This window comes from Salinarimonas sp. (assembly GCF_040111675.1).
Taxonomy (GTDB): domain Bacteria; phylum Pseudomonadota; class Alphaproteobacteria; order Rhizobiales; family Beijerinckiaceae; genus Salinarimonas.
Window position 1 is genome coordinate 4,555,260 of sequence record NZ_CP157794.1, and the last position, 25,729, is coordinate 4,580,988.

Sequence of the window (25,729 nt, forward strand, 5' to 3'; positions counted from 1 at the left end):
AGCGTGCAACTCGGCGGTTCACGCTTTCTTTAACACGGCGCGTGCCCTATTCTCCTTGCGCCCCCTCGGCGAAGCGTCTATGTGCTGGACGGGGCGGACAACTTTTACGGTCTCCCTGGCTGCGAGCGCTACGTAGAGGATCAGCATGACTTTCAGCGGCAAGGCGAGCCTCCTCAAGCAGGAACGGGCCTTCATCGAGGCGCAGAAGAAGGAGCTCGAGAAGAAGCTTCAGGGAATCGACCTGAAGTCGGACGTCTACGTCGATCTCGCGCTCGGCAACATGGTCGACATCCGGCCCTCCTTCCCGTCGTCTCGCGACAGGTCGCCGGTCAAGGCCGCCTCCTGAGGTCGACGCGCCGCCACCGTAGGATCGGCTTCCCTATATCCCGTTTCGCGATGTCACGTACTGGTGCCCGCTGTAGCGCCAGCTCACGGCGTCGTCGTTCTTGCGACCGTCGAGCGTGATCTCCGAAGCCGACGCGCTGGTGAGCGTGAGGAGGATGGCGTGCCGGCCCGCCGGCAGGTCGAGCGGCACGGTCCCGACGTCGCCGTCCTTCCAGAGCGCGACCGTTCTGCTCGCCTGGCCCTGCCGCGACATGTTCGAACGCTCGATGAGGCCGAGCGACGTCAAGGTCAGAACGGACGAGCCGGGATCGTCTGCGAGAACCGTCGCGTATTGCGCGGCCCAGCGCTGAGGCAGCTGCGGGCCGTCCATCAGCAGGGCGAAGACGAGGTTCGGGCCGGCGGCCCGGATCGCGGCGTGGCAGGGCTCGCTGCGCGCGAGATCCTCGCAGATCATGGCCGCGAAGCTCGAATGCCGCCGGAACACGGTCAGCCCGATGCGACGCGCGTCGACCGCGATCTGTTCCCACCAGGAGCGGCTCGGATCGAGGGCGGATCCGAGCGCGTAGGTGCGAATCTGGCGCTCGTCGAGCCTCCACCGATGGTGCTTGGCCTGCCCGTTCGTCACCGCGACCCATCCGTCTTCGGTCTGCGAGAACGTGGTCGTGAGGACGAAGTTGTTGGGGTCGTCGCGGAACCCGCTCGCGCCGCTGATGATGAACTCGAGCGGCGACGTCGTCTGGCGTTCGCGCAAAGCCTCGACCAGCTTGCGATAGCACGGCCAGTCCAAGGCGCCCTCGGGCAGCACGATCGCGTCGACGCGCGCGACGTCTTCCTGGGCCCGGGCGACCAGATCCAGGATGAAGGTCACGATCCTTTCACGCTGCTGCGCACGGCTGTCCGCGCTCTCGACGCCGTCGGCGAGGAGCCAGCGCTGCTCTATGTCGAAGAAGCCCCAGGATTCGTCGACCCCGGCGACATCGACGGGCCGCCCCGAGAAGCACCGCGCCTCGATCGTGTACGGGAACGGGACGACCAGGATATTCAACGCCTTTCCACCGTCCTGGGCGGACGAGGCCTTGCGCAGCCACGAGACAGCGGCCGAGCTGCGTGGTGCGAGCAGCGCGAGATTGTGGCTGAGCGTCCGCATGGTGCAGCCGACGCGGGGAGCGCGCGATTTGGGCACGACACGCGCGACGTAGGGACTGGCGCGAAAGCAGAAGCTGTCGGGCGCCTTCGTCTGTACGATGTGCCCGGCAGCCGCGTCCTCGAACGCCTCCTCGCGATAGCTGGCGTCCCGCAGGAGAAGCTCCGACCAATGCAGCGTCGGCGCCGCGAAGCCCAGGCCGAGGCTCGCCTCGTCGGCGATGACGAGCAGCGCCAGGGCGTCTCGCCACCAGGCCGGGCAGGCTTCGCCCTGCACGCCGTCGACCCTTGCCGTTCCGGCATTCATCAGTCGATCCCAGTATGCCTGGATGTCGGCGGCGGCGTCTTTCGGCGACTCGCGCCAGCGCGCGCCGAGGTCCATCCATGTCTGCCGCTCGCTCGGCGAAACGACGAGCTCGCCCGGTGCGCCCGCGGCGCTCGCGACCCCTTCGAACGCCATCACGTGGCGATAGACCTCGCAACGTTCGACCAGCGACGCGGCGGCCGCGAAAACGTCCGTCGGCAGGCTCGGCGCCTTGTCGCAGCCGGGTGATTGCTCCGGCCGCGTGCCGTCCGGAAAGAGCCGCGTGAGAAAGGCATAGACGGTTTCGGGCGACATGGGGCGGCAATCCTCCTTAGCGGGGAATGCCACCCGTCCATGCATACGTCAACCGTGACGATCATCTACGAGCGGAGTGCGCTCAGACAGCGGAAGTGGTCCCCTCCGAGGGCCTCGTGCGCCGCCTCACCCCTGCGCCTCCACCAGCCGACGCGCGATGACCTGCGCCTGGATCTCGGCCGCGCCTTCGAAGATCGAGAGGATGCGGGCGTCGCAGAGGATGCGGCTCACCGGGTATTCCAAAGCGAAGCCGTTGCCGCCGTGGATCTGGAGCGCGTTGTCGGCCGCGGCCCAGGCGACCCGGGCGGCGAGCAGCTTGGCCATGCCCGCCTCCAGGTCGCAGCGCTTGTCCTCGTCCTTGGTGCGCGCGGAGAAGTAGGTGATCTGCCGCGCCGCATGGATCTCGGCGGCCATCAGCGCGATCTTGTCGGCGACGCGCGGGAACTCGATCAGCGGCTTGCCGAACTGGACGCGGTCCTCGGCGTAGCGCAGGGCGACGTCCATCGCGTTCTGGGCGACGCCCACCGCGCGGGCCGCGGTCTGGATGCGCGCCGATTCGAAGGTCGCCATCAGCTGCTTGAAGCCCTGGCCCTCGACGCCGCCGAGGAGGTTTCCGGCCGGGACGGCGAAGTCCGAGAAGGCGAGCTCGTATTCCTTCATGCCGCGATAGCCGAGCACCTCGATCTCGCCGCCGGACAGGCCCTCGTCCGGGAAGGGGGTCTCGTCGCTGCCGCGGCTCTTCTCGCCGAGCAGGATGGAGAGGCCCTTGTGGCCCGGCTCCTCGGGCTTCGTGCGCACCAGCATGGTCATGAGGTCGGCGCGGACCGGGTGCGTGATCCAGGTCTTGTTGCCGTTGACCCGCCAGACCTCGCCCTCGAGCGTCGCCTTGGTGCGCAGGGAGGCGAGATCGGAGCCGACGTTCGGCTCGGTGAAGACCGCGGTGGGGAGGATGTCGCCGGACGCGATGCCGGGCAGGAACGCCTGCTTCTGCTCCTCGGTGCCGCCGCCGAGAATCAGCTCGGCCGCGATCTCGGAGCGGGTGCCGAGCGAGCCGACGCCGATATAGCCGCGCGAGAGCTCCTCGGAGACGACGCACATCGACACCTTGGAGAGGCCGAGCCCGCCGTATTCCTCCGGGATGGTGAGCCCGAACACGCCGAGCTCGGCCATCTTCGCGATCACCTCGATCGGGATGTAGGCGTTCTGGAGGTGCCATTCGTGCGCATGCGGCGCCACCTCGCCCTCGCAGAAGCGCGCCATCTCGGCGCGGATCGCCTCCAGCGTCTCGTCGAGGCCGGCGTCGCCGACGGTGGCGGAGCCCTGGCTCTCGCGGATGAGCGTCACCAGCCGGGCGCGGGTCTCGACGGTGTTGCCGGTCTCGATCAGCGTCTCGACGCCGGGCGTGACGAGCTTGGCGACATCCGTGGCCATCAGCCCGAAGGCGGACAGGCGCACGGTCTCGCCCTGGCTCATCGGGATGCCGCCCAGCACCTGGGCGCAATATTCGCCGGCGGCGACGCGGGTGACGAGCGCCTCGATCTCGCCGAAGCGGCCCTCGCCCGAGAGGCGCTCGGCGTAGGACGCCATCTCGCGGATCGCCTGGGCGTAGGTGGCGAGCCAGGCGAGGCCGTGGGCCGCGTGCTGCTCGGCCTCCAGCTTCGCGCCCGAGACGCGCTCGCCCGCGATCACGCGCGCCCGGACACGCCGGCGCGCCTCGGCCAGAATGTCGTCGATCGCCTTCGACGCGTCCGCGAGCAGCGCGACGAGATCCTCGGCGGCCTCGGTCTGGGCGATGGCGGGCATGGCGGTCATCGGCGCGTCCTCCTCCTCGGGGGTGTCCGCAAGGTGCGGATCTCTCTCGCGCTGCAGCATAACGTCTGCGCGGCTGGGATCGATCCGCACTTTGGTCGGAGGCAGCCGCCTGCAAGCGCGGCTTGAGGTCACGGGGCGGGGAGCGCGGCCGTCGGAACCACCGTGCACGCGTCGCGTATGGTCCGCCGGGCGCGCTCCTGCGCTCGCCCGACGGAGGGGTTCATGCGCGCGCTCACCTGGCACGGCAAGCACGACATCCGCTGCGACGAGGTCGCGGATCCGCAGATCGAGGACGACCGCGACGCCATCGTCGAGGTGACGTCCTGCGCCATCTGCGGCTCGGACCTGCATCTCTACGACGGCTTCGTCCCCGGCATGCAGTCCGGCGACGTCATGGGCCACGAATGCATGGGCGAGGTGGTCGAGGTCGCGCCCGGCGCGCGCCATGCGCTGAAGCCGGGAGACCGTGTGGTGATCCCCTTCACCATCTTCTGCGGCGAGTGCTGGCAGTGCCGGCGGGGGAACTATTCCGTCTGCGAGCGCTCCAACCGCAACGCCTCGGTCGCGGCGAAGGCGTTCGGCCGGCCGACCGCCGGCCTGTTCGGCTACTCGCACCTCACCGGCGGCTATGCCGGCGGCCAGGCGGAATACATCCGCGTGCCCTTCGCCGACACGACGCACGTGAAGGCGCCCTCCACCCTCTCCGACGAGCAGTTGCTCTTCCTCTCCGACATTCTGCCTACGGGCTGGCAGGCGGCCGTGCAGCTCGGCATCGAGGAGACGGACACGGTCGCCGTCTGGGGCGCGGGGCCCGTCGGCCAGTTCGCCATCCGCGCGGCGGTGCTGCTCGGCGCCCGGCAGGTGATCGCCATCGACCGCGTGCCCGAGCGGCTCGACATGGCGGCGGCGGGAGGCGCGATCCCGATCGATTTCGCGGTCGAGAGCGTGATGGAGCGCATCGACGACCTCACCGGCGGCAAGGGCCCGGAGAAATGCATCGACGCGGTGGGCCTCGAGGCGCACGTCTCGGGGCATCTCGACTCGATGTATGACCGCGCCAAGCAGGCCGTCATGGCCGAGAGCGACCGGGCGCATGCCCTGCGCGAGATCGTCTATCTCGTGCGCCCCGCCGGCACGATCTCGATCCCCGGCGTCTATGGCGGCCTCGTCGACAAGATCCCGATGGGCGCGCTCATGAACAAGGGGATCACCGTGCGCACGGGCCAGACCCACGTCGCCCGCTGGACCGACGACCTGCTGTGCCGGATCGAGGAGGGCCAGCTCGACCCCACCTTCGTCATCACCCACGTCGCCGATCTCGCCGACGGGCCGGACCTCTACCGGACCTTCCGCGACAAGAAGGACGGCTGCGTCAAGGTCGTGCTCAAGCCCTGAGGAGCAAGCGATGCGCTACGAAGCAGAAGGCTCGCCCCGCCGGGGCCATCCCGACCGCGCCACCGATCGGCTCGCCCATGCGCTCGGCCTGTTCTCGATCGGGCTCGGCCTCGCCGAGCTCGCCGCGCCGCGCGCCATCGCGGAGACGGCGGGGCTGCGGGATCACGAGGCCATCGTGCGCGGCTACGGCGCCCGCGAGATCGCCACCGGCGTCGCGCTGCTGGCAGCCAGGGACCCGATGCCGTGGGTCTGGGCGCGCGTGCTCGGCGACGCGGCCGATCTCGTAACGCTCGCGCAAGGCCGCGACGGATCGCCTCGGCGCCGCCGGCGCACGCAGATCGCGCTGGGCACGGTGGCGGCGGTGACGCTCCTCGACATCGCCTGCGCCGCCACGCTCGCCCGCGAGACGCCCCGCCCGCCGCGTCCGCTCCGCGACTACCGCGACCGCGTCGGCTTCCCCCGCCCGCCGGAGCGGATGCGCGGCAAGGCGCGGGAGATGGCGGGGGTGTATTGAGGGGGCGGCGTCAGGCGCCTCACAGCTACGGCCGCGGTCGCTCTCCGGATCGCAGCCACGCCGCCATCTCCGGCGTACGGATGATCGTCAGCCTGTGCGCGGCCGTTTCCCGGACATGAACCCGGCCGGCGATCACGACGGTGTCCGATCCATGGGTGAAGTCGGCGAAGTTCCAGGTCACCAGCGCATCTGCGCGTCCTGCGACGGCGACGTCGACGACGCGTCCATCCTCGATGTCCAGCGGAGCCGAAGCGGCGGTGGCGTCGTACGGGTCGCGTTCGCGCATGCGGGCATCGCGGGTCGGCAGCACGCCGCCGCCGAGGACCAGATGGGGCGGCTCCGCCGCAGGCCCGACCAGGGCGAGCGCATGGATCAGCGAAACGAGCCGGCTCGCCTCGTCCAGCGAAACGCCGTGCCTCGTCATGACCTGATGCAGACGCGACAGCATCGCATGCGAGATCGCGAGCTGAAGTGGGCCGAGCGCCGCTCGCCCGTCCTGGATCGCGCGGACCACGGACTGGCTCGCGGTTCCGGTTTTCCCCTGAGCGTCTGCGATGAACGCGCCGATCCACACATTCAAGTCGACGCAAAGACGAAAAGCGCTCACGACTCTACCGCGCGCTCCCAGGCGAGCGCGGCGTCGGCGATCGCCTCCTCGTCGTCGGCGGGCGGCAGGGCATCCCGCAGCTCGTCCGCCATGCGCCGCTGGGTGAGGGTCATGTCGGCCCGCAGGAGAAGCCTGACGAGCTCGCCCCGGAACCAGTCACGCTCCTCGGGGGTGGCGAGCGTCTCCATGCGGCGCAGGGACGTCCGGGCCGTCTCCGGGAGCGAAACGTAGAGGCTGAGCGCCTGGCCGACGAGGCTCGCCGGCGTGCGCCCTTCGGTTTTCGCCACGGCCTGAAGCCGGTCGGCGACGTGCTCGTCGACGTATCCCGAAACGCTGCGCCCGGCCATGGCGGTTTCCTCCAGATCCTGTAGAAACTGTAGTTCGCCGAAGGCGCACGCGCAAGCGCACCCCATCACTCGGCGCGCGTCAGCGCACGCGGGCGAGGGCGCAGCCGATGTCGTCGATGGAGAAGGGCTTGCGCACCACGGGCGCGTCGGGGTGGGCGCCGGCGAGGCCGGCCTCGCCGTAGCCGGTGGCGAACACGAAGGGAATGCCGCGGGCGGCGAGGGCGTCGGCGATGGGAAGGGAGCGCGCGCCGTCGAGGTTGACGTCGAGCACGGCGACGTCGATCGCCTCGCGCTCGACGGCCGCGAGACCGTCCCGCAGGCGATGCGCGGGACCCACCACGGCGTAGCCGAGCGTGTCGAGCGTGTCCTCCAGCATCATGGCGACGAGAACCTCGTCCTCCACCACGAGCGCGCGTGGGCGTCGGTCCGCCGTCATGTGTCTCCCTCGCCGACCGCCTGGGCTGCACGCAGCGGCGCGTCGACAACGCACTCCACCCCCGTTGGTTCGTAGCGAAGCTCCGCCGTGCCCTGCAGCTCCGCCGCGAGGCCCGTCTCGATGAGGCGCGAGCCGAAGCCGCGGCGTTCGGGCGGAACGACGCGCGGGCCGTCCCGCTCCTCCCAGCGCAGGTGGAGCCTCTCGGCTTCGCCCGCGCCCGAGACGCTCCAGACCACGGCGACCTTGCCGTCCTCGGCGGACAAGGCGCCGTACTTCGCGGCGTTGGTGGCGAGCTCGTGCAGCGCCAGCGCGATCGCCACCGCGGCGCGCGGGCTCAGGCGGACCTGCGGCCCCTCGATGCGGATGCGCGCGCCGGAATCCGGAGAGAACGGCCGCAGCGCGACGCGCACGATCTCGTCGAGATCGGCGCCCTCCCAGCTCTCGATGGTGAGGACGTCGTGCGCCCCCGCCAGGGCGAGGAGACGCGCCGTGAAGGCCTCGCGTTCGTCCGCGGGATCCGCGGCGCCCCGGAAGCTCTGGCCGGCGATGGCCTGGATCGTGGCGAGCGTGTTCTTCACCCGATGGTTCAGCTCGTCCATCAAGAGCCGCTGATGGATCTGCGCCCGCGTCAGCTGGGTCACGTCGACGAAGGTGACGACGACGCCGCTCGTCTTGTCGCCGCCGTCGCGATAGGGCGCGAGGCGCACCAGGTAGTGCACGTCCGCGTCGGCGCGCGCGGCGCGCATCTCCATGCCCTCTCCGCTCTCGAGCACGTCGCGCACGGATGCGACGAAATCCGGCAGGTCGAGCCGGCTCGACAGGTCGGTGAGCGGGCGCCCGGCGTCGCTCGGCAGGACGTTGAAGATCTGCGAGATCGCCGGGGTGAAGCTGCGGATCTTCAGCTCGCGATCGAGGAAGACGGTGGCGACCTGCGTCGCTTCGAACAGGTTGCGCAGGTCGCTGTTGGCGTGGTCGAGCTCCTCGACCTTGCCGGAGAGCTCGGCATTGACGGTGTGGAGCTCCTCGTTGAGCGATTGCAGCTCCTCCTTCGAGGCCTCCAGCTCCTCGTTGGTCGATTGCAGCTCCTCGTTCACCGAGACGAGCTCCTCGTTGGAGGACTTCAGCTCCTCGACCGCCGTCTCGTATTCCTCGATCATGCCCTGGAGCCGCTCGCGGGTCTCGCGCAGCTCGCGCTCGAGGTGGAGCGCGGTGTCATCCCCGCGCGCCGGCGAGGGCCGGAGCGCCGCATCCTGGGCGAACGAGGGCCCCTGGCTTTCGAACAGCACGAGCAGCAGCGGCTCGTCGCGGATCACCAGCGGCTCGACGACGATGGTCGCGAGCTGGAGGCGGTCCTCCTCGGTCTCCACGGCGACGTTCTCCCGCCGGACGGCGCGCCCGTTCTGGGCCGCCTCGCGCACCGCCGCCTGGAGATCGACCCGCAGGCCCTTGCGGGCCATGGCGAGCAATTGCCGGTTCATCAGCCCGGGCGACAGCTCGAGGAAGCGGCCCGTGCGGCTCGACGCGTAGACCACGTCGCCGTCGGCGTTGACGACGACATGCGGCGGCGAGAAGCGCGAGAGCACGAGCGTCTCCACCGCCTGGCGCAGGGCGGCGCCGCCGGCCTGCCGGCTCGGCGGGCGCGGGGCGCCGCCGAGCTCCCGGGGATGGAAGCGCCCCACGAGGGCGGGCAGGTGGACGGCCGGCGCCGCGTCCTCGCGCGCGCGGAAGATGCGCAGCGTCTTGTTCACCGGCGCGAACAGATCGCCGAAATGGCCGATGTTCTCCGACAGGCCGAGGAACAGGTAGCCCCGTGGGCGCAGGGCGTAGTGGAAGATCGGGACGACCTGCTCCTGGATCTGCGGACCGAAATAGATCAAGAGGTTGCGGCAGGAGACGAGGTCGATGCGCGAGAAGGGCGGATCGCGGATGACGCTGTGCGGCGAGAAGATTCACATGTCGCGGATCTCCTTCGCGATCACGTGCGTGCCGCCGTCGGGCAGGAAGAAGCGCTTCCTCCGCGCCTCCGAGACGCCGTCGAGCAGCGGCGTCGGGTAGCGCGCCGCGCGCGCCACCGCGAGGGCGTGCTCGTCGATGTCGGTGGCGAAGATCTGCACGCGCGGCACGGCCTTGAGGGTCTGCATGTGCTCGTGCATCAGCATGGCGATGGAGTAGACCTCCTCGCCCGTGGCGCAGCCGGGCACCCAGACGCGCACCGTCTCGTCGGCGCCGCGGCCCTCGAAGAGCTTCGGGATCACGTCCTTCCGGAGCGACTCGAACGACTCGGCGTCGCGGAAGAAGGCCGTGACGTTGATCAGGAGGTCGCGGAAGAGCGCGGTCACCTCCTTCGAGTCGTCGCGCAGCCGGTCGACGTACGCCTCCGCCGTGGCGATGCCGAGCACCTGCATGCGCCGGTGCACGCGCCGCAGGAAGGTCTTCGGCTTGTAGCCGCCGAAATCGTGGCCGACCTGGTTGCGAAGGATGCCGCAGATCTCCTGCCGGATCGGCTCGAAGGCCGCGCGATTGCCCGACGGCGCCCCGGCGCCGGCCGGCTCCTCCTCGGCGACGTGGGCGAGCAGGTCGACGTCCTGCGCGAAGGCGACGAGCCGCGCGCCCATGTCCTCGACGGGCAGCGCGAGGTCGATGAAGCCGGCGGAGATCGCGGTCTCCGGCATGTCCGCGTGCTTCGGCGAGGTCCCGTCGGAGGCCTGCGCGACGGTGAGCCCGCCATGCTCCTTGATGGCCTTCACGCCGAGCGTGCCGTCGCCGTCGCCTCCGGAGAGCACGACGCCGACCGCGTACTCGCCCTGGTCCTTGGCGAGCGCGCTGAAGAAGACGTCGATGGGCTTGCGTTCGCGGTTGGAGGGGTCCTGACGAAGCACCTGCAGGCGCCCGTCCTCGATCCCGACGAGGTCGCCCGCGGCGAGGACGTGCACCGTGTCGGGCTCGACCCGCGCGCCGTCCGCGGCGAGACGGACCTCGAGCGGCGTGTAGCGCCGCAGGATCTCGTGGAGCAGGCTCTCGCGCTCGGGGTTGAGATGCGTGACGATGACGATGCCGAGACCGGGATCCGGCGGCAGTCCGCGGAAGAAGCCCTCCAGCGCCTCCACCCCGCCGGCCGACGCCCCGATACCCACGATGGGAATTCGCTTGCTCGTCGCGCTCTCGTCCGCCATGCGCCCTCCCGGGCGACGGATTGCCGCCCCCCTCGACATGTAAGGTCGGCGGTGCGCGCGGCGCAAGGCGTCGGCGTGAATGCGGCGTCGGCGACCGACATCGGTCGGTCGTTTCGCCTCACATCCCCCCGTCGCGTCCGAACCGCTCCCGTGCGGCGGCGAAGCGCAGGACGCGCTGGGCGCTCTCGACGGAGAGCTTCTCGAAGCTCTCGAAGGCGGCCTTCGTCAGCTCCATGGGCGGCGTGCGGCCGGCCTTCCTGGTCAGCATCAGCTTCAGCGTCGACCAGGTGAAGTCGACGGCGCGCACGACGAAGAGCAGGGCCTCGTAGTCCGGCGCGTGGTAGGCGTTCGCCACCATCTCGACCTGGATACCGCCGAGCTCGGCGATGGCCGCGAGCGCGTCCTCCACGCGGTTGCGGTTGATCCAGTCGACGACGTCGCGCTCCTCGAGCTTGCGGGTGCGCGCGCGGGCGCGGACGAAATCGACGGAACCGGCGAGGTCGGCCTTGGCGACGTCCGGGGCGTCGGTGTCGGCCATGTGGCGGGCGAGATCCTCGACGACCGAGTCGATGGCGCGCTGCATGCGCTGGCCGAGCTCGTCCTGGAGCGTTTCGCGCACCTTCTCGCGGGCGATCTCGACGAGGAGCGTCACCTGCTCGGGCGAGAGATGGCTGCGCGTCTCGAGCACCGCCTGCAGCTCGCCGTCGGCGCGGGCGCGCTCCAGCAGGGTCGTGAACCCGCGCGGCGAGAAGCGCGCGCCCTCGTTGTCGGCGACCGAGCGCACGACGGAGGTGTCGCCGCGATCGATCAGAACGTCGGTGAGGCGCTCGGAGAGGCTCACCCGACGCGACAGGGCGAGGAGGTGCGCCTGCCCCTTCCGCTCGGCGACGGCGACGAGATCGTCCTCCGACAGGCGCGGGCTGCGCGTCAGCACCGGCGCGGCCACCGCGCCGTCGTCGTCGAAGGCGAGGTCGCGTACGGCCCGGCGCGGGGCGAGCTCGTGGTCGGCGAGCCGCTCGGAGAGCTCGAGCCGGGCTCGGAACTCGAGATTTCGCGCCAGCCGCAGGATCACCTCGTCGAAGGCGCCGACATGGTCCTCGTCGAGCTCGGGCGCCTTCTCCAGGAACAGGTTCGTCACCTTGCGCAGCATGGCCGTGCGTCGGCGGGCGTCCGCGCCGGACACGATCTCGTCGATCTCCTCGATCACGCTGAGCAATGCCGTCATGCTGGGACCATCCTGCTCCTGTGGCGTAGGATTACGGCATAAAGTCCTTATGGAATTGTGAAATCGGCATCATGCCGGGAAAGGAGGCCGTCGTGCCGCGCTTGTTCGTCGGATTGGAGCTGCCGGAGACGGTGGTCGACGCCCTCGCCGGCTGCCGCGGCGGGCTCCCGGGAGCGCGCTGGCTCGAGCCGGAGAACTACCACGTCACCCTGCGCTTCATCGGCGACGTGGACGACATCGTGGCCGAGGACGTGTTCGCGCTCCTCGCCGAGGCGCGCGCCCGCGCGCCCGTTGAGGTCGTCCTCGACGGGCTCGGGTCCTTCGGGGGCGACAAGCCGCATGCGGTCTTCGCGAGCGTGCTGGCGACGGAGGCTCTCGTGTCGCTCCAGGAGGAGACGGAGCGGCTGGTGCGCCGCGCCGGGCTCGAGCCGGAGCGGCGCAAGTTCAAGCCGCACGTGACGCTGGGGCGCTTGAAGCACGTGCCGGCGCATGCGGTCGCGGAGTGGATCGCGGCGCGCGCGCCGTTCGAGCGGCTCGCCTTCACCGCCGAGCGCGTCGCGGTGTTCTCGGCGCGTGAGGGGACCGGCGGGGGGCCCTACGTGGTCGAGGCGGCCTATCCGCTGGGCTGAGCCGAGGGGCTTCGCTCGGCCTCCCAGCCCGGCACGTCGCGGGGCAGGCCCTGCCGGTCGGCGAAGGCGACGTAGTCGCGCGCGACGATCTCCTCGAAATGGCGGGCGTTGGCGATCGCCATGCGCCGGCCGCGGTCGAAGACCACGAGCGGCATGCCCGCCTGCACGGCCGAGCGGAGCACGTCCACGAGCCCGGTGCGCTTCCAGGCGAGCGGCCGGTCGGGGTCGACGAAGAGGACGAAGGCGTTCTCGATCGGGTCGCGGTGGAAATAGGCGCCGGCGTCGAGCGGATGCGGGATGCGCCGGCGGTTCGGGTGGTTCGTGCGATGCGCGGTCAGGTAGGCGCATTCGTAGGCGAGGCAGGTCTGCGGCCGCTCGGGCGCGCCGAAGATCCCGCAGCCGAGGCCTCCCGAGGCCTGGCCGGCGATGTGCCGGCAGGGCCGGTACATCGGCTTGTCGAGGGCGTGGATCTCGGGAAGCGAGCAGCAATAGGTGCAGCCGCGGCAAGGCGAGGCCGGGACGCCGAGCTTCGCCTTGCGTTTCGCCTCGCCCATGGGATCACGCTCCTCGACGGTGAATGCGAGGGCGCCGTACCCTCTCCTTCCCTGTAGGGGAAGGTGTCGCCGCGCGAAGCGCGGTGACGGATGGGGCGCGCGGAACGCGCGTTCGGCGAAGCCGAAATGGACGGGAGCGAACGTCGGCAGCCGGAGCCCTTCCGCTTCGCGGAACGCGTCGCGTTCGCGCCGCGCCCCATCCGTCTCGGCTTCGCCGAGCCACCTTCCCCTACAGGGAAGGATAGACGGCACGTCGCTCGTACACAGCCCCCGTCGTGGCACCCATCTCGGAGGGGAGCACGGTGGCTCGCCGAACCGAGAGACGCCACGAGCTCCCTCGATGAGCGAAGCGCCTCACGCGCCCTGCTTCACCGGCACGCCCTTCTCGGTGAAGAACTGCTGCAGCTCGCCCGACTGGAACATCTCGCGGGTGATGTCGCAGCCGCCGACGAACTCGCCCTTCACGTAGAGCTGCGGGATCGTCGGCCAGTTGGAATAGTCCTTGATGCCCTGGCGGACGCCCTCGTCGTCGAGCACGTTGACGCCCTTGTAGGGCACGCCGAGGTAGTTCAGGATCTGGACCACCTGGCCCGAGAACCCGCACATGGGAAACTGAGGCGTGCCCTTCATGAAGAGCACGACGTCGTTCGACTTCACTTCCGTGTCGATCGTCTCGTGGGCCGTGGACATGGCTCTCTCCTTGCTCCGGCGGTCAAGGCGCCGGACCTCGTATGGGTGCGAGACCCGGTTTCAAGTCTCGGCGGGAATCGTCGTCAGCGCCAGCGCGTGCAGCACGCCGCCCATGCGGCCCTGGAGAGCCGCGTAGACCATCTGGTGCTGCTGCACGCGGCTCTTGCCCTTGAAGGAGGCGGAGGTGACGGTCGCGGCGTAGTGGTCCCCATCGCCGGCGAGATCGCGGATCTCCACCGTGGCGTCCGGGATCGCCTCCTTGATCATGCGTTCGATCTCGCGCGCGTCCATCGGCATCGGAACGGGGCCTCCTCAGGCCGGCTCGGCCGCCATGTACGCCGGCAGCCAGGATTCGTGGGCGTCCTTCAACGACGTCACAGATATGGCCCGAGAGCCCGGCAGAATCAACGCGTCCCCGCCGGTCTCCCCGAGCCTCGCGGCGGAAACGCCCGCCGCGGCGGCGCGGGCGAGGAGCGCGTCGAGCCGGTCCGCCGGGACCGCGACGAGGTAGCGGCCCTGGTCCTCGCCGAAGAGCGCGGCGTGGGCGGGCAGCGGGCCCGACGCGCCTTCCGGCAGCGTCTCGATCGAAGCCCCGATCCCGCGGCCCATGCAGCACTCGGCCAGAGCCACCGCGAGGCCGCCGTCGGAGAGGTCGTGCACCGTATCGAGGACGCCCTCGGCGATCAGCCCGCGCACCAGCTCGCCCGCGCGGCGCTCCGCGGCGAGGTCCACCGGCGGCGGCGCGCCCTCCTCGCGGCCGCAGACGAGGGCGAGGTAGAGCGAGGCGCCGAGCCAGCCGTTCGTCTCGCCGAGCAGCACCACGGCGTCGCCGGCGCGCTTGAAGGCGATCGTCGCGTGAACCGCGCAATCGTCGAGCACGCCCACGCCGCCGATCGTGGGCGTCGGCAGGATGCCGCGCCCGTTGGTCTCGTTGTAGAGCGAGACGTTGCCCGACACGACGGGGAAGTCGAGCGCGCGGCAGGATTCGCCGATGCCCCGCAGGCAGCCGACGAGCTGGCCCATGTACCGGGGCCGCTCGGGATTGCCGAAATTCAGGTTGTCGGTGATGGCGAGCGGGCGCCCGCCGACCGCGCAGATGTTGCGCCACGCCTCGGCCACGGCCTGCTTGCCGCCCTCGACCGGGTCCGCCTCGCAATAGCGCGGCGTCACGTCGGTGGTCAGCGCGAGGCCCTTGGGCCCCTCCAGCACCCGCACGATGGCGGCGTCGCCGCCGGGCGGCTGGACGGTGTTCGAGCCGATGAGATGGTCGTACTGCTCCCACACCCAGCGCTTCGAGCACAGGTCCGGCGAGCCGACCATGGCAAGCAGCGCCTCGTCGTCGGGAACGGGCGCCGAGACGTCCGCCGGCTCGATCGCCGGCCGCCTCGGCGAGGGCTCCCACGGGCGGTCGTAGACCGGGGCCTCGTCGCCGAGCTCCTTGATCGGCAGGTCCGCCTCGATGCGGCCCTGGTGCTTGACGACGAAGCGCAGCGTGTCGGTGGTCCTGCCGATCACCGCGAAATCGAGCCCCCACTTGGCGAAGATCGCCTCCGCCAGCGCGCGCTTGGAGGGCTCGAGCACCATGAGCATGCGCTCCTGGCTCTCGGAGAGCATCATCTCGTAGGCGGTCATGCCCTCTTCGCGGCAGGGCACGGCGTCGAGCTCGAGCTCGATGCCCAGATCGCCCTTGGCGCCCATCTCGACCGATGAGGAGGTGAGGCCGGCCGCGCCCATGTCCTGGATCGCGACGACGGCGCCCGTCGTCATCAATTCGAGGCAGGCCTCGAGCAGCAGCTTCTCGGCGAAGGGATCGCCGACCTGCACGGTGGGGCGCTTCTCCTCCGCGCTCTCGTCGAAGGAGGCGGAGGCCATCGTCGCGCCGTGGATGCCGTCGCGGCCGGTCTTGGAGCCGAGATAGACGATGGGGTTGCCGACCCCGGTCGCCTTGGCGGTGAAGATGCCGTCGGTCCGGGCGAGGCCCACCGCCATGGCGTTGACGAGGATGTTGCCGTCGTAGGCCGTGTGGAAGCCCACCGACCCCGCGACCGTGGGCACGCCGAAGGAATTGCCGTAGCCGCCGATGCCGGCGACGACGCCGGAGACGAGATGGCGCGTCTTCGGGTGATCGGGGGAGCCGAAGCGCAGGGCGTTCAAGGCCGCGATCGGCCGCGCGCCCATCGTGAAGACGTCGCGCAGGATGCCGCCCACCCCGGTCGCCGCGCCCTGATAGGGCTCGATGAAGCTCGGGTGGTTGTGGCTCTCCATCTTGAAGACGCAGGCGAGCCCGTCGCCGATGTCGATGACGCCGGCGTTCTCGCCGGGCCCCTGGATCACCCACGGCGCGGAGGTCGGCAGCCCGCGCAGGTGGATGCGCGAGGACTTGTAGGAGCAGTGCTCGTTCCACATCGCCGAGACGATGCCGAGCTCGGTGAGCGTCGGCTCCCGGCCGATCAGCGCGACGAAGCGCTCGTATTCCTCGGGCTTGAGGCCGTGCTCGGCCACGAGCTCCTTCGTGATGGGGGGCGTCTTCGGATCGGTCATGGTCGGGGTCCCGGCTGATCGCACGGCCTTAACGGCTGGCGCGCGCGGACGCAATCGGCGGGGACCGACTGATCACGCGGCGGCCGGCTCCGAATTCTCCGTCAGCACGGCGTAGATCGCGTCGGCGTCGTGCGCGGAGCGCAGACGATCGAGCACGCCCGGCCGGCGCAGCACGCGGGCGACGCGGGCCAGCGCCTTGAGATGGTCCGCCCCGGCGCCCTCGGGCGCGAGCAGCAGGAACAGCACGTCGACGGGCATGCCGTCGATGGCGTCGAAGTCGATCGGCTTCTCGAGCCTCGCGACGAAGCCGAACAGCCTGTCGAGAGAGGCGAGCTTGCCGTGCGGGATGGCGATGCCCTCGCCCACGCCCGTCGAGCCGAGGCGCTCGCGTTGCAGCAGCGTCTCGAAGATCTCGTGCTGGTCGAGGCCCGTCAGGCCGGCGGCATGGGAAGCGAGCTCCTGGAGAGCCTGCTTCTTGCCGCCGACCTTGAGCGCGGGCGCGATGGCGTTCGGGGAGAGGATTTCGACAAGCGGCATGACGATCGACAGGCTCGGGCGGCTCGGCGGGCGACGGGCGCCTTCGGACGGGGACCGAAAAGGCAAGGTTCGCGCCATCGTTCGCGGCATCTCCGAGATCGCAGCTCCTCGTGATCGGCCCCCGGGACGAGCCGCGGGGACGGTTGCGCATCCGGCGTCAGCGCGCCGATTCGGGCGGATCGATCCAGCCGATCGCCCCGTCGTGGCGGCGATATACGACGTTCATGCGGCCGGTGCCAGCATGGAGGAACACGAGAAACGGCGCACCCGACAGGTCGAGCTCGAGCACGGCGTCCGAAACGGATCGGGTGTGGAGCGCCCGCGTCGATTCGGCGATGACGACGGGATGGTACTCGGCCTCGGGCGCCTCGGCCTCCTCCTCGACGTCCTCCGTGGGCGCCTCGAGGATCGCGTAGGCCGCCTCGATCGGCGCGATCTTGTTGCCTTTCAGGTCGGACTGGTGATCACGCAGGCGGCGCTTGTGCCGGCGCAGGCGCTTCTCGATGCGATGCGCGGCCGAATCGAAGGCGGCGTAGGCGTCGTGCGCCATGCCCTCCGATTCGAGGGTGACGCCGGTCGGCATGTGGATCACGCACTCGGTGCGGAAGCCGGTGCCTTCCTTCTCGACCGTGACGTGGCCGGTCACGTCGCCGTCGAAATACTTCGCGATCGCCGCGTCGACGCGGTCCTGGACCTGGGCGCGCAAAGCCTCGCCGATGTCCATGTTCTTGCCGGAGATGCGCAAGGCCATTCTCGTCTCCCCCTCTGCGGACGGGCTTGGCGCCGTTCCCTTGAGCAAGTGGTAAGGAGGGGCGCGGCGTTCGTCAACGAACCGTCCGGCGAGACGGTCCCGCACCCGCGGCGTTTAGCCCCGCGCGGGCGTCAACCGCCCTTCTCCCGGCGACGCTCGATGGAGGACGGAATACGCAGCGATTCCCGGTACTTGGCGACCGTGCGCCGCGCGATGTCGATGCCGTCCTTGCGCAGGATCTTGACGAGCTGGTCGTCGGAGAGGATCGCGCTCGGCGCCTCCGCGTCGATCAGCTGCTTGATGCGGTGGCGCACGGCTTCCGAGGAATGCTGGTCGCCGCCGACGCCGGAAATGGCGGCGGTGAAGAAATACTTCATCTCGAACGTGCCCCGCGGCGTGCCGATCGACTTGTTCGAGGTCACCCGCGAGACGGTCGATTCGTGCATGCCGATGGCGTCGGCCACCGTCTTCAGGTTCAGCGGGCGCAGATGCGTCACGCCGTTGGCGAAGAACCCGTCCTGCTGGCGCACGATCTCGCTCGCGACCTTGAGGATGGTCTTCGCCCGCTGGTCGAGGGAGCGGGTGAGCCAATTGGCGTTCTGCAGGCACTCGGTGACGAAGGCGCGCTCCGTCTCGGTCTTGGCCGAGCGGGCCACCCGCGTGTAGTATGCCTGGTTCATGAGCACGCGCGGCAGCGTGTCCGGGTTGAGGTCGATCAGCCAGGAGCCGTCGGGCGCGGGCCGCACGAAGACGTCGGGCACCAGCACCTCGACCGGCGCGCCGCCGAAAGCGCGGCCGGGCTTCGGGTCGAGGGCCTTGATCTCGCGAATCATCTCCGCGAGATCCTCGTCGTCGACGCCGCACAGCCGCTTGAGCCCGGCGAGATCGCGCTTGGCCAGGAGATCGAGCCGCGCGACGAGCGCCTGCATGGCCGGATCGAAGCGGTCGCGCTCGCGCAGCTGGATGGCGAGGCATTCCGCGAGGTCGCGCGCGCCGACGCCCGAGGGGTCGAAGCGCTGGACGATCGCCAGCATGCGCTCGACCTCGGCGGGCTCGGCCGAGAGACGCGCGGCGATCGCCTCGCAGCTCTCCCCGAGATAGCCGGTCTCGTCGATGGAATCGATCAGGAAGCGGCCGATCAGCCGCTGCATCGGGTCGGGCACCGCCAGCTCGAGCTGGGCCGAGAGATGCTCGGCGAGCGTCGTCTCGCGGGTGAGGCGGGCCTCGAAATCGGTCTCCGCGCCGTCGAAGGAGCCGCCCGCGCCGACGCCGCTCCAAACGGCGGGGGTGAGCGAGAGCGGGTCGCCCTCGGCGAAGGCCTCGCGCTCGGCCTTGGGCCCGACGCCGGCGCCGTCGGGGTCGAAGGAATTGTCGAGGGAGGTGTCGAGATCGCCTTCGAGGCCGGCCCGGTCGGCGGAGAGCGTCTCGCCGTCCCAGGACGGGGCCTCGGCCTCCGCGGCGGCGGGCGGAGGCTCGGGCTCGGACGGGTCGGCGCCGACGACGGGCCCGTCGCCCTCCTCGGCGCGCTCGAGCAGGGGATTGCGCTCGAGCTCGGCGTCGACATAGGCGACGAGATCGAGGTGCGAGAGCTGCAGGAGCTTGATCGCCTGCAGGAGCTGCGGCGTCATGACCAGGGACTGGCCCTGGCGCAGCTCCAGGCGTTGCGACAGACTCATACGCGTCCTCTCGAGGGGCCGTGAGCGGAGCCCTTTCCGGCACGGAATTTGCTTTCCGATCGTTACGATTTGTATAAGCCGACGGGCGCGCCGTCAAAGCGCCCTTTGGCGCGCCCGCCTCGCGCGCCGCGCCTGTTGCGCCGCGGCAACGCTCCGGAGCCGGCTCAACGCGGCAGGGATATCGTCCGCTCGGCGCCGCCGAGGCCGTGAACGCCGTCGTGCGCCCGCACCGTCACCTCGGACATGCTCGCCGGAATCGCCACGCCGCTCAGGCTGCGGGTGAAGGGCTGCTCCGTCACGTGCGGGTGGGCGAGCACGCGGGTTCCGAGCACGGTCCCGTCCGGGGCGACGATCTCGAAGCGGTCGGCGTAGTGATCCCAGCCCTCGTCGGCGTGGCGCACCGTGACGTCGAAGGCGTAGACGCCGTCCCCGGTCGCGCGCACGACCACGTCGACCACGTCCGCCTCGCCGGCGACCGCCGGGGCGGCGACGGCCGCGAGAGCGAGGGCGAGGGCGAGAGACGGGCGTCGCATGGCGGCGATCCTAGGGCCTCGCGCCGGCCCGGCCAAGTCACGGATGCGGGCGCCGCGTTTTCGCGACGAACCTCGACCCGCCCCCTCGGCGTTGCCTTTGCGAAACCCATCGCGAGAAAGGCGACGACATGACCGATCAGGACAAGCCGACCGAGCCCGGCCCGAAGCCCGACGAGAAGGCCGCCCCCGAGCGCCAGCAGAAGGGGCTCACCCCGGAGCCGCTCACCAAGGAGGAGCAGGAGCGCAAGATCGACGAGGCCATGGAGGAGACCTTCCCCGCCTCCGATCCGCCCTCCTACACCTCGACGACGAAGGCCTCGGATTGAGCGGCCGGGGCGGGCGGCCGGCGCCGCCCGCCCCCCGCCGCAATCGGGCGTATGATCGACGGAGAGGCCCGAACGCAACCGGGCCCGCAGCGAAGGAGGACCCCCATGAAGCGCACCGCCGACGCCGTCTGGAGCGGCGACCTGAAGACCGGCGAGGGCACGCTCGCGACCCAGAGCGGCGTCCTCTCGGGGCAGCCCTACTCGTTCAAGACCCGCTTCGAGGACGAGAGCGGCCGTTCCGGCACCAACCCGGAGGAGCTGATCGCGGCGGCCCATGCCGGCTGCTTCGCCATGCAGCTCTCGCATTTCCTCGCCGAGAACGGCACGCCGGCCGACAAGCTCGACGCCCGCGCGGAGGTGGAGCTGATCCCCGGAACCGGCATCACCGGCAGCGCGCTGACCCTCGTCGCGACCGTGCCCGGGATCGACGAGACGAAATTCCAGGAGCTGGCGACGCAGGCCAAGGAGAATTGCCCGGTCTCGAAGGCGCTCGGCGCGATCTCCGTGACGCTCGACGCCCGGCTGGGCTGAGATCAGGGCCGGTCGCCGCCCCGTCGGAGCCGGCGCACGCCCCGCGCGACCCCGGCGGCGAGGGGAAGGACGAGGCCGATCCAGATCTCGGCCACGACCGCGCCCGCGAGCGCGCCGAGGCCCAGCATCGCGATCGCGCGCCCCGTCGGCGCCTCCAGCGCCGGCAGGAGCGCGAGCAGGGTCGCGACGCCGACCGCGCCGAGGCGCACGATCGCGCGGCGTCCCGTCGCGAGGGCGAGGAGGAGCGGCGCGGCGAGCACGAAGGGGCTCGTCGCGACGTCCAGAAAGTGGCCGAGAAGCGCGAGCGCCAGCATCGGATCAGCCCTGCAACACGATCGAGCCCTCGCGGCGACGGCCGCGAGGGCGTCCGTCGTCAGCCGATGCGCTCGGCCGGCGGCGTCTCGACGACGACCGGGACCGGCACGGGAACGGGCTCGGGTCCGGTGCGCGTCTTCCACAGGCTGAACAGGAAGCCCGCGGCGAGAAGGCCGAAGGTGACGCCGAGCGAGACCGGCGGCGGGAACTTCTCCCAGCCCATCAGGTCGGCGATGAAGATCTTCGAGCCGATGAACACCAGCACGGCCGAGAGGGCGTACTCGAGGTACTCGAACCGGTGCACCAGCGCCGAGAGCATGAAGAACATCGCCCGAAGCCCCAGGATCGCGAAGATGTTGGAGGTGAAGACGATGAACGGGTCCGTGGTGATCGTGAAGATCGCCGGGATGGAATCCACCGCGAAGATCACGTCCGCGAGCTCGACGCAGACCAGCGCCAGGAAGAGCGGCGTCGCGTACCAGGTGAGCTTGCCGGTCTCAGGGTGCGGCAGGCGCAGCCAGAACCGGTCCTGGTCGACCCGGTCCGTGACGTGGAAGCGCTTGCGCATGACCTTCAGGACGGCGTTGCTCTCGACGTCGTAATGGTCGTCGCCGCCGGCCGACATCAGCATCTTGATGCCGGTGAAGATCAGGAAGGCGGCGAAGAGGTAGAGCACCCAGTGGAACTGGGCGACGAGGCCGGCGCCGAGCCCGATCATGATGCCGCGCAGCACGATCACGCCGAGGATGCCCCAGAACAGGATCCTGTGCTGGTAGGCGCGGGGAATGCCGAAATAGGCCAGGATGACGCCGATGACGAAGACGTTGTCCATCGAGAGGCTCTTCTCGACGGCGTAGCCCGTCAGGTACTGCATGCCCGAATCCGGGCCGAGGTACCACCAGACGAAGCCGCCGTAGGAGAGGCCGAGACCGATGTAGAAGAGCGAGAGGAGAATGCTCTCCTCGAGCTCGATCTCGTGCGCCTTCTTGTGCAGGACGCCGAGATCGAAGGCGAGGATGAGGCCGACGACGCCGATGAAGGCGAGCCAAAGCCAAGCGGGCTTGCCGAGAAACTCGGCAGCCAGGAACGTGAGCTCCATTTTCGGGGGTGACCGGCGCCGACGTGCCGATGCGAGGATCCGACATCGCGGGATGGTCGGCTCAAATCCGCCAGAGGGGCCCGGATCCTGGTTGCCGACGAGAGATGGCACGCGCCGGGGCGGCGCGCAAGGGGCCTGACGCGAAACCGCGCCCGTCGTTCACCCCTCGTCCTCCGCGCCGCGATCGCGTTCGGCCTGGAGCCGCCGGATGCGGTCGAGCACGGATTTCGGGTCGTAGGGCTTGGGCAGGTCGGGGGCGTCCTCGCACAGGTCGGAGGCGTGGTCGACCGCCTTGTCGAGCGAGCCGGCGAGGAGCACGTCCGCCTCCGGATGCGCCTGCGCGACGAAGGCGCGCAGCGCGAAGGCCGTCTCGGCGCCGGGCAGGCGCGCGTCGATGAGCACGACGTCGATCGCGAGCGAGGCCTCGGCGAGGAACGTGCGCGCCTCCGCGGCGCTGGAGGCCTCCACGACGCGCAGGCCGCAATCCCTCAGGAACTCGGCGAGCTGGTTGCGCACGATCACGTCGGCGTCGACGAGGAGGACTGTGTTCATGGCGGTTCCGCTGCGCCGCTCGGCTCAGCCCTGCGAACCGGCGCGGCGCACGATCCGTTCCAGGCCCGCGCACACCGCGGCGCTCGCGACGGGCTTGCGCAGGAACAGGTCGGCGTCCGCGGCCTGCCGCGGGTCCAGGTGGCCCGAGATCACGACGATGGGCAGCGCGGGATCGCGCGCCCGCGCCTTCCGGGCGAGCGCGACACCGTCGATCGGCCCGGGCGTGCGCACGTCCGTCACCAGCGCGTCGACCGGCTGTCCGGTCGCGAGGACGTCCGCGGCTTCCTGCGCCGTCGTGCATTCGACGACGCGGTAGCCCGCATCGCGCAGGGTCTCCGCCAGGTCGAGGCGCACGAGCGGCTCGTCCTCGACGAGAAGCACGCAACGCTCCTGCCGGAGGGCCGGCTCGGCGAGAGGCTCGGTCATCGGCGAGGCGCCATGGAGTACGCTCATGCTCGCGGTTTTCGGCTGGGGCGACGGCGGTCGGGGCGGGGATTAGGGCTCATGCGAGCTTCAACCACAAGCCCGCAGCTCGATAATCGATCGGGCACAACATTTGTTCCCGATCGACGCGAACCGGCTCACGAAGCGGGCCGCGCGGGCGGGCGCAGCGCGGCGAGCACGGCGAGGGTGACGGCGCTCTGAGCGGCCTCGACGCGCTCCGCGGGAGAGGCGAACGTCGCCTCGACGCGCAGCCGTCCGAGATCCGTGGTGGAGTAGCGGATGGTGGGCGTCCCGGCCCATTGCGCCCCGGCCTCCCGCGCCTGCGCCATCGCGGCCTCCACGGCGGCGCGGACCGCGTCCGGCGCGAGGTCCGGCGGGTCGACGACGACGCTCGTCGTGCGCACGATCTCGTCGCGCAGGGCCGAGAGCCGCCGGATCGGCGTCGACAGGAACAGGCTGTTGGGGACGGTGATCACCTCCCCCGTCCGGTGGAAGGCGCCCGGATCGTCGGGAAAGGCGTCGATGCGCGTGGAGAGCATGTCGTGGTCGACCACTTCGCCGCGGATCTCCCCGATCTCGACCCAGTCGCCCACGGAGAAGGGCCGGCTCGTCGCCCGCAGGAGCGCGCCCGACAGGCACAGGATCAGCTCCTTCGCCGCCACGACGAGCGCCACCGCGACGGCGGTGAGCTAAAGCGCGAAGGTGCGCAGCTGCGGCGCCCAGATCAGCGCCAATCCGACGAGGAGGAGGATCAGCGTGCCGTTCTTCACCGCCGAGATCGAGCGCCGCTGGATGTGCGCCGGCATCTCGGCGCGCGCCCGCACGAAGCGGATGGCGACGACGCGCAGGATCAGCACGCCGGCGACGAGCAGCAACGACGCGACGATGTCGAGGGAGAGGAGAGCTCGCAGGCCTATGGGCATGGCCGCACCGCCGCCCTACCCCGCCCCGCGCACGGTGGCGAGGATCTCCTCGCCGTAGCGCGCGAGCTTGGCGTCGCCGACGCCGTGGCAGGCGCCGAGCGCATGCATCGTATCGGGCCGGCGCCCGGCGATGTCGATGAGCGTGCGGTCGGTGAAGATGACGTAGGCCGGCACGCTCTCCTCCTTGGCGAGGCGGGTGCGCAGGGCCTTCAGCGCCTTCACCAGCGGATCGGAGGCGAGGCCGGCATCCGCGATGGCCGCGGCGCGCTTGGCTTTCTTCGTTTCCTTGGGCGCGAGCACGTCTTCGCGCAGCGTGATCGTCTCGCGCCCGCGCAGCACCGCGTCGCCGCGCTCGGTGATCGACCAGGCGCCGTAGCCGACGATGTCGTTGGCGATGAGCCCGGCCGCGTAGATCTGCCGGATCAGCGCGCGCCACTCGTTCTTCTGCCGGCCCGCGCCGACGCCGAAGGTCTTGAGCCGGTCGTGGCCGTGGCGCTGGACCTGCTCCGTCGTCTCGCCGAGCAGCACGGAGACGATGTGCTCCGAGCCGAAGCGCTCGCCCGTGCGGGCGATGGCGGAGAGGATCATCTGCGCCTCGCGCGTGGCGTCGAACAGCGTGACGCCGCCCTCGCACAGGTCGCAATGCCCGCAGGGCTCGGAGGCCTCGCCGAAATAGGCGAGCAGCGTCTGCCGCCGGCAGCGCGGGGCCTCGCACAGCGAGACCAGCGCGTCGAGGCGCCGGCGCTCGACCCGCTTCACCTCGTCCGGTGCCGTGCTCTCGTCGATCTGGGCCCGGCGCAGGCGCATGTCGTCGAGGCCGTAGAGGGTGAGCGTGTCGGCCTGCGCCCCGTCGCGGCCGGCGCGGCCGATCTCCTGGTAATAGGCCTCGATCGTCTTCGGCATGGCGGCGTGGGCGACGAAGCGCACGTCCGGCTTGTCGATCCCCATGCCGAAGGCGACGGTGGCGCACATGACGACGCCGTCCTCCTGCAGGAACGTGTCCTGGTTCGCCTGGCGGACCTCCTGCTCGAGCCCCGCGTGATAGGGCAGCGCGTTGTAGCCCAGCTCCACGAGCTTGGCGGCCAGCGTCTCCGCCGCGTTGCGCGTCGCGCAATAAACGATGCCGCTCTCCTCGCGATGCTTGGCCAGGAAGGCCGCGATCTGGCGCGGGGCGTTCGCCTTGGGGCTCATGGCGAGGCGCAGGTTCGGCCGGTCGAAGCCGTGGACGAAGGTGCGCGGAGGGTTCGGGAACAGGCGCTGGGCGATGTCGTCGCGGGTCGCGGCGTCGGCGGTGGCGGTGAGCGCCATGGTCTGCACGTCGCCGAGGCGCCGGCGCACGTCGCCGAGGCGGGCGTAGTCGGGGCGGAAGTCGTGGCCCCATTGCGAGACGCAATGCGCCTCGTCGATGGCGAGCAGAGACACGCCGCGCCGCGCGAGCCCGTCGATGACGCTCTCGACGCCGAGCCGCTCGGGCGAGACGTAGAGGAGCTTCAACGTCCCGGCCCGCAGGCCCGCGCGCACGCGATCGGTCTCCTCGGGCGCATTGGAGGAATTGAGCGCGCCCGCCTCGACGCCGTTGGCGCGCAGGGCCGCGACCTGGTCGCGCATCAGCGCGATCAGCGGCGAGACGACGAGCGTGAGCCCGTCGCGGGCGAGCGCGGGGAGCTGATAGCACAGCGACTTGCCGGCGCCGGTGGGCATCACGGCGAGCACGTCCTCCCCCCCGAGCACGGCGGAGACGACGTCCTCCTGCCCGGGCCGGAAGCCGGAATAGCCGAAGACGTCCCTCAGGACGCGGAGCGTGTCGTCGATCGTGGCCATGGAATCCGGTTCGCTGGTCCGGTGGGGGCTGGTCTGGTCGGGCGCGCGGGTCCGCGCCTCCTTTTGGCACAGGTTCGCCGCACGGCGGAAGCCGCCGCCCGCGCCTCGCGAACAGGTTTCGCGCAGCCGCGCGCCCGCGCCGCGGAATATTGCCACGCTTTTCCCGCTCGCAAATGTGAATTTGCCAGACG

General features: G+C 70.6%; 28 protein-coding genes and 1 pseudogene. 6 read left to right on the forward strand and 23 right to left on the reverse strand.

What is annotated here, in order from left to right; translation table 11 throughout:
• Positions 1-145 precede the first annotated feature (145 nt).
• Positions 146-346, forward strand: a complete 201-nt coding sequence (locus tag ABL310_RS21095) for a hypothetical protein (RefSeq protein ID WP_349368963.1) — start codon at positions 146-148, stop codon at positions 344-346.
• 33 nt (positions 347-379) lie between these two features.
• Here the strand turns inward: ABL310_RS21095 and ABL310_RS21100 are convergent, their stop codons facing one another.
• Positions 380-2,107 (reverse strand): hypothetical protein, encoded by a 1,728-nt coding sequence (locus tag ABL310_RS21100; RefSeq protein ID WP_349368964.1) that lies wholly within the window; start codon positions 2,105-2,107, stop codon positions 380-382.
• A 126-nt stretch (positions 2,108-2,233) separates the two neighbouring features.
• Positions 2,234-3,919 carry an acyl-CoA dehydrogenase family protein gene (locus tag ABL310_RS21105; protein WP_349368965.1) on the reverse strand — a complete coding sequence of 562 codons (1,686 nt, stop codon included), beginning with the start codon at positions 3,917-3,919 and terminating at the stop codon, positions 2,234-2,236.
• 222 nt (positions 3,920-4,141) lie between these two features.
• Between ABL310_RS21105 and ABL310_RS21110 the strand changes: the two genes are divergently transcribed.
• Entirely contained in the window at positions 4,142-5,314 is a 1,173-nt protein-coding gene (locus ABL310_RS21110; protein ID WP_349368966.1) for a zinc-dependent alcohol dehydrogenase, read from the forward strand.
• A 10-nt stretch (positions 5,315-5,324) separates the two neighbouring features.
• The gene (locus ABL310_RS21115) at positions 5,325-5,828 is read left to right on the forward strand and encodes a cyclase dehydrase (protein WP_349368967.1); all 504 of its coding nucleotides are present in this window, start codon (positions 5,325-5,327) and stop codon (positions 5,826-5,828) included.
• Between the two features lie 25 nt (positions 5,829-5,853).
• On the opposite strand, the gene ABL310_RS21120 is transcribed toward ABL310_RS21115, so the two are convergent.
• From ABL310_RS21120 to ABL310_RS21145, 6 genes and pseudogenes are all read right to left on the reverse strand, one after another.
• Complete coding sequence (locus ABL310_RS21120) at positions 5,854-6,435, reverse strand: PIN domain-containing protein (RefSeq protein ID WP_349368968.1); 582 nt, start codon at positions 6,433-6,435, stop codon at positions 5,854-5,856.
• Positions 6,432-6,782 (reverse strand): hypothetical protein, encoded by a 351-nt coding sequence (locus tag ABL310_RS21125; RefSeq protein WP_349368969.1) that lies wholly within the window; start codon positions 6,780-6,782, stop codon positions 6,432-6,434. The genes ABL310_RS21120 and ABL310_RS21125 overlap by 4 nt, the downstream gene beginning before the upstream one ends.
• 79 nt (positions 6,783-6,861) lie before the next feature.
• Positions 6,862-7,218 (reverse strand): response regulator, encoded by a 357-nt coding sequence (locus ABL310_RS21130; protein WP_349368970.1) that lies wholly within the window; start codon positions 7,216-7,218, stop codon positions 6,862-6,864.
• On the reverse strand, positions 7,215-8,696 hold the full coding sequence (locus ABL310_RS21135; RefSeq protein ID WP_349372100.1) for an HWE histidine kinase domain-containing protein: 1,482 nt from the start codon (positions 8,694-8,696) through the stop codon (positions 7,215-7,217). Before ABL310_RS21135 ends, ABL310_RS21130 begins: the two co-directional genes overlap by 4 nt.
• A gap of 270 nt (positions 8,697-8,966) precedes the next feature.
• A pseudogene (locus ABL310_RS21140) lies at positions 8,967-10,430 on the reverse strand (CheR family methyltransferase); the annotation flags it as partial.
• Positions 10,431-10,509: 79 nt separating this feature from the next.
• A complete protein-coding gene (locus ABL310_RS21145) occupies positions 10,510-11,616 on the reverse strand; it encodes a DUF2336 domain-containing protein (RefSeq protein ID WP_349368971.1) in 1,107 nt (368 codons plus the stop codon).
• A 92-nt stretch (positions 11,617-11,708) separates the two neighbouring features.
• Between ABL310_RS21145 and thpR the strand changes: the two genes are divergently transcribed.
• Positions 11,709-12,245, forward strand: coding sequence for an RNA 2',3'-cyclic phosphodiesterase (gene thpR / locus ABL310_RS21150; protein WP_349368972.1), 537 nt, complete (start codon positions 11,709-11,711; stop codon positions 12,243-12,245).
• Here the strand turns inward: thpR and ABL310_RS21155 are convergent.
• The 8 genes from ABL310_RS21155 to ABL310_RS21190 all read right to left on the reverse strand — a co-directional run bounded on the left by ABL310_RS21155 (position 12,230) and on the right by ABL310_RS21190 (position 19,527).
• Complete coding sequence (locus tag ABL310_RS21155; protein ID WP_349368973.1) at positions 12,230-12,799, reverse strand: hypothetical protein; 570 nt, start codon at positions 12,797-12,799, stop codon at positions 12,230-12,232. The genes thpR and ABL310_RS21155 overlap by 16 nt on opposite strands.
• A 354-nt stretch (positions 12,800-13,153) precedes the next feature.
• A complete protein-coding gene (gene grxD / locus ABL310_RS21160) occupies positions 13,154-13,489 on the reverse strand; it encodes a Grx4 family monothiol glutaredoxin (RefSeq protein ID WP_349368974.1) in 336 nt (111 codons plus the stop codon).
• A gap of 60 nt (positions 13,490-13,549) precedes the next feature.
• On the reverse strand, positions 13,550-13,786 hold the full coding sequence (locus ABL310_RS21165) for a BolA family transcriptional regulator (protein ID WP_349368975.1): 237 nt from the start codon (positions 13,784-13,786) through the stop codon (positions 13,550-13,552).
• A 15-nt stretch (positions 13,787-13,801) separates the two neighbouring features.
• Entirely contained in the window at positions 13,802-16,030 is a 2,229-nt protein-coding gene (gene purL / locus ABL310_RS21170) for a phosphoribosylformylglycinamidine synthase subunit PurL (protein WP_349368976.1), read from the reverse strand.
• A gap of 72 nt (positions 16,031-16,102) precedes the next feature.
• Positions 16,103-16,567, reverse strand: coding sequence for a PTS IIA-like nitrogen regulatory protein PtsN (gene ptsN / locus ABL310_RS21175; RefSeq protein WP_349368977.1), 465 nt, complete (start codon positions 16,565-16,567; stop codon positions 16,103-16,105).
• Between the two features lie 157 nt (positions 16,568-16,724).
• The gene (gene hpf / locus ABL310_RS21180) at positions 16,725-17,318 is read right to left on the reverse strand and encodes a ribosome hibernation-promoting factor, HPF/YfiA family (RefSeq protein ID WP_349368978.1); all 594 of its coding nucleotides are present in this window, start codon (positions 17,316-17,318) and stop codon (positions 16,725-16,727) included.
• Between the two features lie 131 nt (positions 17,319-17,449).
• Positions 17,450-18,994, reverse strand: a complete 1,545-nt coding sequence (gene rpoN / locus ABL310_RS21185) for an RNA polymerase factor sigma-54 (RefSeq protein ID WP_349368979.1) — start codon at positions 18,992-18,994, stop codon at positions 17,450-17,452.
• A gap of 164 nt (positions 18,995-19,158) precedes the next feature.
• Complete coding sequence (locus ABL310_RS21190) at positions 19,159-19,527, reverse strand: hypothetical protein (RefSeq protein ID WP_349368980.1); 369 nt, start codon at positions 19,525-19,527, stop codon at positions 19,159-19,161.
• A 128-nt stretch (positions 19,528-19,655) separates the two neighbouring features.
• On the opposite strand from ABL310_RS21190, the gene ABL310_RS21195 reads away from it, so the two are divergent.
• A complete protein-coding gene (locus ABL310_RS21195) occupies positions 19,656-19,853 on the forward strand; it encodes a hypothetical protein (protein ID WP_349368981.1) in 198 nt (65 codons plus the stop codon).
• 105 nt (positions 19,854-19,958) lie between these two features.
• Entirely contained in the window at positions 19,959-20,384 is a 426-nt protein-coding gene (locus ABL310_RS21200; protein ID WP_349368982.1) for an OsmC family protein, read from the forward strand.
• Positions 20,385-20,386: 2 nt separating this feature from the next.
• Here the strand turns inward: ABL310_RS21200 and ABL310_RS21205 are convergent, their stop codons facing one another.
• The 7 genes from ABL310_RS21205 to recQ all read right to left on the reverse strand — a co-directional run bounded on the left by ABL310_RS21205 (position 20,387) and on the right by recQ (position 25,538).
• On the reverse strand, positions 20,387-20,698 hold the full coding sequence (locus tag ABL310_RS21205) for a hypothetical protein (RefSeq protein ID WP_349368983.1): 312 nt from the start codon (positions 20,696-20,698) through the stop codon (positions 20,387-20,389).
• Between the two features lie 59 nt (positions 20,699-20,757).
• On the reverse strand, positions 20,758-21,798 hold the full coding sequence (locus tag ABL310_RS21210) for a TerC family protein (RefSeq protein WP_349368984.1): 1,041 nt from the start codon (positions 21,796-21,798) through the stop codon (positions 20,758-20,760).
• Positions 21,799-21,957: 159 nt separating this feature from the next.
• Complete coding sequence (locus tag ABL310_RS21215; protein ID WP_349368985.1) at positions 21,958-22,350, reverse strand: response regulator; 393 nt, start codon at positions 22,348-22,350, stop codon at positions 21,958-21,960.
• Positions 22,351-22,374: 24 nt separating this feature from the next.
• Complete coding sequence (locus ABL310_RS21220) at positions 22,375-22,803, reverse strand: response regulator (protein WP_349368986.1); 429 nt, start codon at positions 22,801-22,803, stop codon at positions 22,375-22,377.
• Between the two features lie 128 nt (positions 22,804-22,931).
• Complete coding sequence (locus ABL310_RS21225; protein ID WP_349368987.1) at positions 22,932-23,456, reverse strand: mechanosensitive ion channel domain-containing protein; 525 nt, start codon at positions 23,454-23,456, stop codon at positions 22,932-22,934.
• Positions 23,457-23,483: 27 nt separating this feature from the next.
• Positions 23,484-23,717, reverse strand: coding sequence for a hypothetical protein (locus ABL310_RS21230; RefSeq protein ID WP_349368988.1), 234 nt, complete (start codon positions 23,715-23,717; stop codon positions 23,484-23,486).
• A gap of 15 nt (positions 23,718-23,732) precedes the next feature.
• The gene (recQ, locus tag ABL310_RS21235) at positions 23,733-25,538 is read right to left on the reverse strand and encodes a DNA helicase RecQ (protein ID WP_349368989.1); all 1,806 of its coding nucleotides are present in this window, start codon (positions 25,536-25,538) and stop codon (positions 23,733-23,735) included.
• Between the last annotated feature and the right edge of the window lie 191 nt (positions 25,539-25,729).